General features: G+C 62.1%; 8 protein-coding genes, 2 rRNA genes and 1 pseudogene. All 11 read left to right on the top strand.

The features are described 5' to 3' along the window. Window positions 1-2,027 (top strand): 23S ribosomal RNA (locus tag Y708_RS0101220); the annotation flags it as partial. A gap of 206 nt (window positions 2,028-2,233) precedes the next feature. Next, a 5S ribosomal RNA gene (rrf, locus tag Y708_RS0101215) occupies window positions 2,234-2,350 on the top strand. Window positions 2,351-2,597: 247 nt separating this feature from the next. After that, window positions 2,598-4,022 (top strand): hypothetical protein, encoded by a 1,425-nt coding sequence (locus Y708_RS30655; protein WP_253905649.1) that lies wholly within the window; start codon window positions 2,598-2,600, stop codon window positions 4,020-4,022. Continuing rightward, window positions 3,982-5,018, top strand: a pseudogene (locus tag Y708_RS22100) (HAD-IIA family hydrolase). Before Y708_RS30655 ends, Y708_RS22100 begins: the two are co-directional and overlap by 41 nt. A 34-nt stretch (window positions 5,019-5,052) precedes the next feature. Then, entirely contained in the window at window positions 5,053-5,271 is a 219-nt protein-coding gene (locus Y708_RS0101200) for a hypothetical protein (RefSeq protein WP_028278526.1), read from the top strand. Window positions 5,272-5,275: 4 nt separating this feature from the next. Further along, complete coding sequence (locus tag Y708_RS0101195) at window positions 5,276-6,172, top strand: TlyA family RNA methyltransferase (RefSeq protein WP_028278525.1); 897 nt, start codon at window positions 5,276-5,278, stop codon at window positions 6,170-6,172. Beyond that, entirely contained in the window at window positions 6,165-7,109 is a 945-nt protein-coding gene (locus tag Y708_RS22095) for an NAD kinase (protein WP_051478394.1), read from the top strand. Before Y708_RS0101195 ends, Y708_RS22095 begins: the two co-directional genes overlap by 8 nt. Continuing rightward, window positions 7,102-8,820 (top strand): DNA repair protein RecN, encoded by a 1,719-nt coding sequence (recN, locus tag Y708_RS0101185; RefSeq protein WP_028278524.1) that lies wholly within the window; start codon window positions 7,102-7,104, stop codon window positions 8,818-8,820. The genes Y708_RS22095 and recN overlap by 8 nt, the downstream gene beginning before the upstream one ends. Continuing rightward, entirely contained in the window at window positions 8,817-10,520 is a 1,704-nt protein-coding gene (locus Y708_RS0101180) for a CTP synthase (protein WP_028278523.1), read from the top strand. Before recN ends, Y708_RS0101180 begins: the two co-directional genes overlap by 4 nt. A 2-nt stretch (window positions 10,521-10,522) precedes the next feature. Beyond that, window positions 10,523-11,197: an NUDIX domain-containing protein gene (locus Y708_RS0101175; RefSeq protein WP_028278522.1), complete on the top strand. Its 675-nt coding sequence runs from the start codon at window positions 10,523-10,525 to the stop codon at window positions 11,195-11,197. A gap of 2 nt (window positions 11,198-11,199) precedes the next feature. Then, window positions 11,200-12,174, top strand: coding sequence for a site-specific tyrosine recombinase XerD (gene xerD, locus Y708_RS0101170; RefSeq protein WP_028278521.1), 975 nt, complete (start codon window positions 11,200-11,202; stop codon window positions 12,172-12,174). Window positions 12,175-12,501: the final 327 nt, after the last annotated feature.

Raw genomic sequence — 12,501 nt, 5'->3', positions numbered from 1 at the left:
TTGCGAAGACAACCAGGAGGTTGGCTTAGAAGCAGCCATCCTTGAAAGAGTGCGTAATAGCTCACTGGTCAAGTGATTCCGCGCCGACAATGTAGCGGGGCTCAAGTACACCGCCGAAGTTGTGGATTTCACACATTACCCAAGCCGGGAACCTTTGTGTTCTCTGAGTTCAGGGGTGTGGAGTGGTAGGGGAGCGTCGTGTGGGCAGTGAAGCCGCGGTGGAAACCAGTGGTGGAGCCTACACGAGTGAGAATGCAGGCATGAGTAGCGAATGACGGGTGAGAAACCCGTCCGCCGAATGATCAAGGGTTCCAGGGTCAAGCTAATCTGCCCTGGGTAAGTCGGGACCTAAGGCGAGGCCGACAGGCGTAGTCGATGGACAACGGGTTGATATTCCCGTACCGGCGAAGAACCGTCCATACCGAGCAGGGGATACTAACCGTGCCAGACACCACCGTTTACTCCTTCGGGAGTGGGCATCGGTGCGCGGCGCGGGATACTGAGCCTGGGAGGTAAGCGTATTAACAGGTGTGACGCAGGAAGGTAGCCGGGCCGGGCGATGGTTGCCCCGGTCTAAGGATGTAGGAGGGACTATAGGCAAATCCGTGGTCCTGGTTTTGATACCGTCTCTGAGATCCGACGGGCCCCCCTTAAGTGGCGGGGATCCGGTGATCCTATGCTGCCTAGAAAAGCATCGGCGCGAGGTTTTAGCTGCCCGTACCCCAAACCGACACAGGTGATCAGGTAGAGAATACTAAGGCGATCGAGAGAATTATGGTTAAGGAACTCGGCAAAATGCCCCCGTAACTTCGGGAGAAGGGGGGCCCCTACCGTGAACCGCACTTGCTGCGGGGAGGCGGATCGGGGCCGCAGAGACCAGGGGGAAGCGACTGTTTACTAAAAACACAGGTCCGTGCGAAGTCGCAAGACGATGTATACGGACTGACTCCTGCCCGGTGCTGGAAGGTTAAGAGGACCGGTTAGCCCTTACAGGCGAAGCTGGGAATTCAAGCCCCAGTAAACGGCGGTGGTAACTATAACCATCCTAAGGTAGCGAAATTCCTTGTCGGGTAAGTTCCGACCTGCACGAATGGAGTAACGACTTCCCCGCTGTCTCAACCATAAGCTCGGCGAAATTGCACTACGAGTAAAGATGCTCGTTACGCGCAGCAGGACGGAAAGACCCCGAGACCTTCACTATAGTTTGGTATTGGTGTTCGGTGTGGCTTGTGTAGGATAGGTGGGAGACTGTGAGGCCCGGACGCTAGTTCGGGTGGAGTCATCGTTGAAATACCACTCTGGTCATACTGGATATCTAACTTCGGCCCGTAATCCGGGTCAGGGACAGTGCCTGATGGGTAGTTTAACTGGGGCGGTTGCCTCCTAAAAAGTAACGGAGGCGCCCAAAGGTTCCCTCAGCCTGGTTGGCAATCAGGTGTCGAGTGTAAGTGCACAAGGGAGCTTGACTGTGAGAGAGACATCTCAAGCAGGGACGAAAGTCGGGACTAGTGATCCGGCGGTACATTGTGGAATGGCCGTCGCTCAACGGATAAAAGGTACCTCGGGGATAACAGGCTGATCTTGCCCAAGAGTCCATATCGACGGCATGGTTTGGCACCTCGATGTCGGCTCGTCGCATCCTGGGGCTGGAGTAGGTCCCAAGGGTTGGGCTGTTCGCCCATTAAAGCGGTACGCGAGCTGGGTTTAGAACGTCGTGAGACAGTTCGGTCCCTATCCGCTGCGCGCGCAGGAAATTTGAGAAGGTCTGTCCTTAGTACGAGAGGACCGGGACGGACGAACCTCTGGTGTGTCAGTTGTACTGCCAAGTGCACCGCTGATTAGCTACGTTCGGATGGGATAACCGCTGAAAGCATCTAAGCGGGAAGCCCGCTTCAAGATGAGATTTCCATACACATATCGTGTGAGAGGCCCCCAGCCAGACCACTGGGTTGATAGGCCGGATGTGGAAACAGGGACTAACGACCTGTGAAGCTGACCGGTACTAATACGCCGATAACTTACACCACACCACCACCCGTGAACCCATTCAAAAGGGGTTCACACCAAAGGGCCGGTGGAAGAACACTACATGCTTGCGTCCACTATGCGGTTCCCAACCAACAAACCACGGGAACACAACAACACAACAGGTCTAAAACTACATAAAGACAATGTTGTAACCACCAGATTTACCCACCCCCACACACACGCGGGGGCCACGGGTACACAAGGTTACGGCGGTCACAGCGTGGGGGAAACGCCCGGTCCCATTCCGAACCCGGAAGCTAAGACCCACAGCGCCGATGGTACTGCACCCGAGAGAGTGTGGGAGAGTAGGACACCGCCGGACAACCATTAGAGCCTGAGGCTCCGACAGCATCGTCGGAGCCTCAGCCATTTAACATCCAATCTGCGCACGCACATCGCAACCTGCCTGAATCCTTCCTACAATGGATCAGGACAGGAACTTCCGGCGGCGTGATCACCAGACGTTGCCCACAGATACGCAAATACACAGATACGCAAATACACAGATACACAGTGACGAGCTTTCGCCCGCACCCCGGTCGGATCAGCTCATGATGAGAGGGAACCGCATGGCTGACCAGGACCGTAACCAGGAGGGTGGCCGGGAAGAGCGCAAGCCCTACCGCGGAGGAGCAGCCGGCGGCAAAAGCTTTGGGGGCCGTGGTGGTGGTTCCGGGGACGGCGGCAAGTTTTCAGGACGCAACGACTCGAAGCCAGGCGCCTCCCGTGATGAGCGCGGCGGTGGCTTTGCACGGGATGGTCAATCCGAACGCAGAGCGGGTGAAAATCCTGCGGGCCGTGGCTATTCCGCAGGACGGGAACAATCTCCGCGCGGTGGATCCGGTTCGGCCGGCGGTCGCCAGGGATACGCAGGGAGCAGCAGCCCCCGTCGCACGAATGACGCTCCGCGCGGAAGCGGAGCAGGAACAGGTTCAGGCCGGGGCAGTTATGGTGGCCGACAAGGAGCCGGAAGCTCTTCCCGTGAGGGCGGAGATCGCTCCAGGGGCGCTGGTGGCAGTTGGCAGGACCGGACACCGCGTTCGGAGGGCGATCGTCAGGAACGCCCAGCACAGCCACGTCCACACAATGCACGCGACCTGCGCAGTGCCAATCGTCCCGATCGGGAACGGTCACCGGAAATCGATGAGGATGTCACGGGAGCTGAACTGGATCGCGTCACCCGTGCGCAGGTCCGCAACCTGGAGGAGCGCAGCGCCGAATGGGTGGCACGGCACCTGGTCATGGCGGGCCGCCTGCTCGACGACGAACCGGAGTTGGCCTTCCAGCATGCGCTTGCTGCAAGCCGCCGAGGCGGGCGTCTGGCAGCAGTGCGCGAGGCTGTTGGCCTTACCGCGTACGCTGCGGGCCACTATGGCGAAGCCCTTCGCGAGTTCCGAACCTTCCGCAGGATCAGTGGATCGAATGATCATCTTCCCGTCATGGCCGACTGCGAACGGGGTCTCGGACGCCCCGACCGTGCCCTTGACCTCGCCCGGACGGACGAGGCTTCCACACTGGACACGGCAGGCAAGGTGGAACTCGCCATAGTTGTGTCCGGAGCCCGGACTGACATGGGGGAGAAGGACGCTGCGGTTGCCGCGCTTGAAATCCCGCAACTGAACATGAACCGTGCGTTCTCCTACAGTCCCAGACTGTTCCGTGCCTATGCAGACGCACTGGATGCGGTGGAGCGGCCGGAGGATGCTGCGACCTGGCGCCGTCAAGCGCTGCTGGCAGATAGTGCTCTGGGCACCGGTTCCTTCGCCGAGCCAGAGATTATTGATCTGGTGGACGACGATGATGAGCCAGCAGAGAAGGCCCCCCGCCGGAAGCCTGAATACACCCGAGCGGATGCACCAGCGAACATCAATCCGGCGGTGGATGTGGAGACCGGCGGCAATGTGGAAGATTCAACGCCGGAAGATTCAACGCCGGAAGATTCAACGCCGGACGATGCAGCGCCAGTCGACGGAGAGAACCCGCGAGGTGAATGAGCAAGGCACACAATTGATCGATTCCTACGACGCGGTCCTAGCCGACCTTGACGGCGTAGTCTACGCAGGACCGGCGGCCATTCCAGGAGCGATTGAAGCCTTGGAGCGGCTTTCCGGTGTCGGCGTTGCGCTTGCCTACATCACCAACAATGCATCGCGTTCGTCGGCGGAAGTGGCCGCACACCTTCGGGAGCTGGGTGCCCCCGCCACGGCGGAGCAGGTCTTCGGTTCCGCATTGGCTGGTGCCGAGCTTCTGGCCACCAAGGTTCCTGCCGGCTCCACCGTCTTGGTGACGGGGAGCCGGATCCTCGCGCAGCTCGTCGAGGAGCAGGGCCTGATTCCGGTGACATCCGCAGCAGACAGTCCCGCCGCGGTGATCCAGGGGTTCGAACCATCGTTGGGCTGGGAAGACCTGGCCGAAGCCTCTTATGCCGTTGCGGGCGGCGCTGTATGGGTGGCCACCAACACCGACATGTCCATTCCCCAGGCTCGTGGGATCGCTCCGGGCAATGGCACCCTCGTGGCGGCGGTGCGCNGGTGCGCGCCGCCACCGGCCGAAGCCCGATCGTCGCAGGTAAACCTGAGGCACAGCTCTTCACGACGGCCGCCGCCCATCTGGGGGTCGAGAAGCCGCTGGTGGTGGGAGACCGTCTCGATACGGACATCCTTGGCGGCAACCGGGCGGGTATGAGTACCGCCTTGATTCTTACCGGTGTTGACGGAGTGGAGAATGCGCTCTCAGCGTCAGCCTCCCAACGGCCCACCTACCTGCTGGAGAATCTGGGACAGCTCTACATCCCCCATCCGGAAATAGTTGTGGACGGAGATGGGCGCCACTGCTGTGGCGGGTCAACCGCGCGGGTAGGCGACGGCGTCGTCATAATCGAAGGTGACCGTCAGAGCATGGACTCGTGGCGCGCGGCATGCGCGGCGTGGTGGGACGCCACCCCGGAACAAGAGACAGCTGTGCTTCCGGAGCTTCAGTTCGTTAGCTGACTGACCGATCCCGCAGGACCTACGGAGGAGCAGCATGACAGAAGGCCATCCCTTTCCATCGGAACAGGGTTCACTGCTGGATGACGGTGTGCCCGCCTATCCCGCAGCCGCGGCGCAGACCGGTGATGGTGACGTGGACACCCTGCTGCTCCCACTGGCCGGCATGTCAGACATACCAGTCCAGGACCAGACCGCAGCCTACGAGACGCTGCATGATGGACTGCTCAGCGAGCTGAACACGGATCACGGCTGAACCGGTGACCAGGCTTGACCAGGAACTGGTTGCCCGCGGACTGGCGCGGTCCCGGTCCCATGCAGCCCAGCTGATTGCGGCAGGGAGGGTGCACCGGGGGCAAGGGGGCGACACACCGGAAGAGAGCGACGCCCCCTTGCGCAAGGCGTCTACGTCAATCGCCGCAGATGACCCGCTTATGGTCCGCGAGGGCGATTCGCCGGATTACGTGAGCCGAGCCGGTCACAAGCTTGACGGCGCTCTGGCCGCCTTTCCCGACGTAATGGTGAAAGGCCGGCGTTGCCTGGATGCGGGAGCGTCCACTGGTGGGTTCACGGACGTGTTGTTGAGATCCGGCGCGCGCGAGGTGGTAGCGGTCGATGTTGGACACGGCCAATTGGTGGAGGAACTGCGCAACGATCCGCGGGTTCACGTTCATGAGGGACTCAACGTGCGGATCATGGAGCCCGCTGACATCGGTGGCACAGTGGACCTCACCGTCGCGGACCTGTCCTTTATCTCACTGACCCTCGTTCTGGAGTCGTTGGCGGCTGCCACGAGGAACGGCGGCGATCTCGTTCTCATGATCAAGCCCCAATTCGAACTGGGGCGTTCCGCGCTGAACCGGAATGGCGTGGTGACGCTGGAGAGCAAGCGGCGCGCCGCCGTCGTGCGTGTTGTGCGCGCTGCACTGATGCTGGGGCTGGAAGTCCGCGCCATAGTCCGCAGTCCGCTGCGTGGCCAGGACGGAAACGTCGAATTCTTTGTGTGGATAAAGGTGCCTGACACCGCGATCGTGCCTAGGATCGAGGAGGAAACTGATCAGCTGGCGGAGCTTGCAATCGAGGCAGGTCCCGCCTTCAGGGTGGACGTTGGCAGCGCTCCAACCGATCCATCTGATACAACGGAGCTTAATGACTAGACGTATATTGGTCCTCGCGCACACCGGGAGGCACGACGCCATGGCTGCCGCCCAGGAAGCGTGCACGCGTCTTCACGAGGCAGGGCTCTCTCCCGTGATGCGCTCGGAGGAACTGGCCGACATCCAGGCTGAGTACGGACTGCTGACGGCACCCACCGAGACTCTTGGCACGGATGTGACCCTGGCCGAGGTGGAATTGGGAATGATCCTTGGGGGTGACGGCACCATCCTTCGGGCAGCGGAACTGGTGCGGGACACCGATGTGCCGCTGCTGGGCGTGAATTTGGGTCATGTTGGTTTCCTCGCCGAAAGTGAGCGTGCAGACCTTGCTGAAACCGTGCGCTGGGTGGTGGACCGGGACTACACCGTCGAAGAGCGCATGGCAATCGACGTGCAGGTCTGGCGCGGCGATGAGCTGGTGGCCCAGACCTGGGCGTTGAATGAGGCCGCCATCGAGAAAGCAAACCGCGAACGAATGATCGAGGTTGTGCTGGAGGTCGACGGACGCCCGATCAGTTCCTTTGGCTGCGACGGAGTTGTGCTGGCCACCCCAACGGGTTCCACGGCGTACGCGTTCTCTTCGGGCGGGCCGGTGGTGTGGCCGGAGGTGGAGGCGCTCCTCATGGCGCCGATTAGCGCCCATGCGCTTTTCGCCAAGCCGTTGGTGGTTGCGCCGACCTCCGTGCTCGCCGTCGAAATATTGACCAGGACCAACGCCGCGGGCGTGCTGTGGTGTGACGGACGCCGTTCCGTGGACCTTCCGCCGGGCGCGCGGGTGGAGGTCAGGCGGTCGGAGGTTCCGGTCCGGCTGGCCCGGACAGCGCAGACACCGTTCTCGGAGCGGCTCGTCAGGAAATTCGAACTCCCAACCCAGGGCTGGCGCGGTCCCGTGACGCACCCGCAGGGGATTACGCGGGAGGTACCTCACGGTGATTGAGGAAATCCGGATCCGCGATCTGGGCGTCATTGCTGACGCCACCCTTTCACTGGGCTCCGGGTTCACCGTTGTGACGGGAGAGACCGGTGCTGGAAAGACCATGGTCATCACCGCGCTCGGGCTGTTGATGGGAGCACGCTCCGATGCGGGGGCCGTCCGGCTCGGCGCCAAAGGGGCGTCCGCCGAAGCAACGCTGCGGATTGATCCGCAGAGCCCTGCCGCGGTTCGCGCGGCGGAGGCGGGAGGTGAGCTGGACAGGTACGACGACGGCGCCGGACTTATCCTCGCGCGAACAGTGAGCAGCGACGGCCGCAGCCGGGCGTACGTGGGCGGACGGTCGGCTCCCGCAGGCGTGCTGGCGGAGCTGGGGGAGAGGTTGGTGGTTGTCCACGGGCAATCCGATCAGCTGAGGCTCAAAAGCGCCGCAGCTCAGCGGGGAGCCCTGGACAAATTCGGCGGGCGGGAACTCGCCGATGCACTGAGCGTTTACCAGCAGACGTTCCACAGCTGGCGCGAAGTGGACGCTGCGCTGGAGAACCTGCGCAGCGCTGAGCGCGACCGGCTGCGCGAAGCCGAATCGCTGCAGTCCGCCCTTGAGGAAATCGACGGAGTGGATCCGCAGGAGGGCGAGGACGACGCCTTGAAGTCAGAGTCGATGCGGCTGGGCCATGTGGAGGAACTTCGTATCGCCGCATCGGTGGCCCATCAGGCGCTCGTCGCCGGAGAATTTCAGGAAAACGGGGATGCAACCGCCCTGGTCGAGGAGGCAAAGCGACAGCTTGAGGGTGTTGGCGAGCATGATCCGGCCCTGAACACACTCGCTGAACGGCTCGCTGAAGTGGGCTACATCCTGACCGATATCTCGGCGGAGCTGGCAGGGTACAGCTCGTCCCTCGACGGAGAAGGACCGGGCCGGCTGGCAGAGGTTGAATCTCGCCGCGCCGAACTGGGCACGCTGATCCGCAAGTACGCTCCGACAATCAACGAGGTCATCTCCTGGCGTGATGCGGGTCGGGTGCGGCTGGATGAAATCGGCGGTGACTCCGACCGAATTGAGGAGCTGCAGGAACGGTCAGGGGTTCTCAGCCGTGAACTCGCCGCCCGGGCCGACACGCTTACCACGCTGCGCAGGAAGGCGGCTGAGGCTCTGGGCGGCCAAGTGAGTGGGGAGCTCAGCGCCCTGGCGATGCCGGACGCGCGGCTGATCATCGACGTCACCCCGGCCGACACGCCCGGGGTGACGGGTGCCGATGAGATTGCCTTCTCCCTGCAGCCGCACGCAGGATCGCCGCCACGACCGTTAGGCAAGGGCGCCTCCGGCGGCGAGCTATCCCGCGTGATGCTCGCAATCGAAGTTGTCCTTGCGGCAGTCGATCCTGTTCCGACGTTTGTGTTCGATGAGGTGGACGCCGGCGTTGGTGGCAAGGCGGCCGTGGAGATCGGGCGGCGCCTGGCCATGCTGGCTCGCCACGTCCAGGTCATTGTGGTCACCCACCTGCCGCAGGTTGCGGCGTTTGCGTCCCAGCACATCAGGGTGACCAAGACCTCTTCGGCGGACAGCGGATTTACCGCCAGCGACATTGAGGTGCTTCCTGATTCCGAGCGTGTGCGCGAACTGGCACGCATGCTGGCCGGCCAGGAGGAGTCCGCCAGTGCTCAGGCACACGCCGAGGAACTGCTCGAAGATGCAGCGCGGACTGCCGCTAGGTGATAGGCTCGAACTCCGTGGTGCAGCAAACAATTTCCCGGTTCTCAAAGTCCGCAAAGACTACCAAGCACGTCTTCGTGACGGGTGGTGTGGCCTCCTCCCTCGGTAAGGGACTGACGGCCTCAAGCCTCGGTCACCTACTTCGAGCCCGTGGCCTGTCGGTCACCATGCAGAAGCTGGATCCGTACCTGAACGTTGACCCAGGGACCATGAATCCCTTCCAGCACGGCGAGGTCTTCGTGACCGACGACGGCGCTGAGACAGACCTCGATATCGGCCACTATGAGCGGTTCCTCGACGAGAGCCTTGACGGCTCCGCCAATGTCACCACGGGCCAGATCTACTCCACAGTCATTGCCAAGGAGCGGCGTGGTGAGTACCTCGGCGACACGGTCCAGGTGATTCCGCACATCAGCGACGAGATCAAGCGCCGCATGCGCCTCCCCGCCGAAACCACCGGCTCCAAAAAGGCTCCCGATGTCATCATCACGGAGATTGGCGGAACGGTAGGCGACATTGAATCGCAGCCTTTCCTTGAGTCGGCACGCCAGGTCCGGCAGGACATCGGCCGAAACAACGTCTTCTTCCTCCATGTGTCGCTGGTGCCGTATATCGGGCCGTCGCAGGAGCTGAAAACCAAGCCCACCCAGCACTCTGTGGCCATGCTCCGCTCGATCGGTATCCAGCCGGACGCCATCGTGATCCGGTCCGATCGTGAAGTCCCCGACGCCATGCGGGAAAAGATCGGACGCATGTGCGACGTGGACGTTGACGCCGTCGTCAATGCCGCCGACGCGCCAAGTATCTACGACATTCCCAAGACGCTGCACGCCCAGGGTCTCGACGCGTACATCGTCCAGGCACTGGACTTGAAGTTCAAGGACGTCAACTGGGCCAAATGGGACAAACTTCTGGACGCCGTTCACTACCCCAAGCACCACGTCGAAATTGCCTTGGTCGGAAAGTATATTGACCTCCCTGATGCCTATCTTTCGGTGACTGAAGCGCTGCGGGCCGGCGGGTTTGCCAACAAGTCAAAGGTTCACATTCGCTGGGTCCCCTCAGACGAATGCGCCACTCCGGAGGGTGCGGCCAAGGCCCTGGATGGTGCCGACGCCATCTGCGTACCCGGCGGCTTTGGCATCCGCGGTCTCGAAGGCAAACTGGGAGCCCTGAAATATGCACGGGAGAAAGGCGTTCCCACCCTTGGCCTGTGCCTCGGACTGCAGTGCATGGTGATTGAGTTCGCGAGGAACGTTGTTGGCCTGAAGGGCGCATCTTCCAGCGAGTTTGATCCTGAAACCAAATTCCCGGTGATCGCCACCATGGCCGAGCAGCTCAAGATCGTTGCAGGGGAAGGGGACATGGGCGGAACCATGCGCCTTGGCCTGTGGAAGGCCACTCTTAAGGAAGGCTCGGTGGTGGCACGGACCTACGGCAAGACCGACGTCAGCGAACGCCACCGCCACCGCTACGAAGTCAACAACGAGTACCGGGAGAAGCTCGAAGCCGCCGGCCTCGTGATCTCCGGAACGTCGCCGGATGGCAAACTCGTCGAGTTCGTTGAGCTGCCCAAGGAAGTACACCCCTATTTCGTGTCCACTCAGGCCCATCCTGAGCTCAGCTCACGGCCCACACGGCCGCATCCGCTGTTTGCCGGTCTGGTCAAGGCAGCGCTGGTGCGCCGCGGGGTCAAAGCGTAGCCATGGACGCCCGTCCGGTCATCGCTGACGTTCAGAGCCCCCGCCGCCTGCTGCAATCCAGCACCGTTTACGAGGGCCGGGTCTGGGATGTGGTCAGTGACACTTTCACACTGGACGACGACGGCGAATCCCTCACCCGCGATTACATCCAGCACCCGGGTGCGGTAGCTGTGCTGGTCATGGACAGCTCCGACAGGATCCTGCTGATCCGCCAGTACCGTCACCCGGTCCGGATGGCCCTCTGGGAGATCCCTGCCGGGCTCCTGGACGTGGACGGGGAAAACTTTGTCCGTGCGGCCTCCCGGGAACTCGCCGAGGAAGCCGATCTGACCGCAGGCAGCTGGAACGTGCTCGTGGATCTTTTCCTTTCTCCTGGTTCGTCCAGCGAGGCATTGAGGATCTATTTGGCCAGGGACGTCGCTGAGGTGCCTCTTGAGCAGCGACACGCCCGGACCCACGAAGAAGCCGAGATCGAGTTTGCCTGGGTGGAGCTGGATGAGGCGGTAGGTGCCGTGCTGGACGGGCATATGCACAGCCCCTCGGCCTCGGCAGCTGTCCTTGCGGCCGCTGCCGCCAGAAGCTCCGGCTACCGAACACTTCGACCAGCTGATTCACCGTGGCCCGAGCACCACAGCCAGCACGGCAGTTGGCCGGCCGGCCCGGTGCTCCAGGACTGACCATGTCAGAGACCCTGTCGGCTCCCGCCAAAGATGAGCTTCGGGAATCAGCCCCTGGCCGGCTGATGAGTGAGTACCTGCAGCACATGCTGGTGGAGCGCGGGCTCTCCGCCAACACGCTGGCCGCGTACCGCCGCGATCTTCTGAGGTATCAACGGTTCCTGTTGAAGCGGGAGGTACATGACATTTTGGCGATCACCCGTCACGATGTGTCAGGCTTTGCCCAGGCACTTGCCACCGGCGCCGATGGCCACTCGCCGCTGAGCCCCCGGTCCGCCGCGCGGACGATCGTTGCAGTCAGGGGACTGCACCGGTTTCTGGCGCTAGAAGGGACCACCCCCACTGACCCGGCCGAGGATGTCCATCCTCCAGTGGCCGGACAGCGGCTTCCCAAAGCCATCTCCGTCGATGAGGTGGTCCGGATCCTGGAAGCAGTCAACGTTGAGACACCAGCCGGTCAACGGGACCGTGCCCTGCTTGAATTTCTGTACTCGACGGGCGCGCGCATCAGCGAGGCTGTGGGACTCGACGTGGACGATGTCTCAGCGGACGAGGCGCTGGAGCGCCCCGCCGTCGTACGTTTGTTCGGTAAAGGCTCCAAGGAGCGGCTGGTGCCGCTGGGCTCCTATGCGGCGCGCGCGGTGCAGTCCTATCTGGTGAGGTCGCGGCCGGGTCTCGCGTCCAATGGGCGGGGTACACCCGCGCTGTTCCTCAACCTGCGGGGGGGCCGGCTGAGCAGGCAAAGCGCGTGGAGTATCCTGCGCGCAGCGGCAGAAAAAGCCAATGTTACCGGCGATGTTTCTCCGCACACGCTCCGCCACTCTTTTGCGACCCACCTGTTGGAAGGCGGGGCGGATGTTCGTGTGGTGCAGGAGCTGTTGGGGCATGCTTCGGTCACCACAACGCAGGTCTACACACTGGTGACAGCGGACACGCTGCGGGAGGTATACGCGGCGGCCCACCCGCGTGCATTATAGGTCTTGAAGTCTTTGTAACCTCTGGGCGTTCCCTGGAAACTACAGGTGCATGAACAGGTTACTCACACTAGGCTGAAGTTACGTTTGGGAGTTGCCCCGGGACCGTATGGTACCGGGGTTTTTCCATGGTTTTGGTCAAAATATGTAGCCACTAAAATTTTGACGAAAAGTCTTCCATTTCAATCTTGTTTGAAGTATTATATGGACATGGAGCAAGGTGCGCCGGCTATGCATGTAGCCATCAACACGTCCCGCCGAACGAACAAGGCCGGGGTTGAGGTCGTCTACGAATCGGCTTTGGTGCGCCGCACCTTCCGCGAAGGCGGG

Source organism: Arthrobacter sp. H5, from assembly GCF_000520595.1.
Lineage (GTDB): Bacteria > Actinomycetota > Actinomycetes > Actinomycetales > Micrococcaceae > Arthrobacter_D.
The sequence above is the reverse complement of the archived record's forward strand: the minus strand, read 5'-3'. Positions and strand labels throughout refer to the sequence as shown.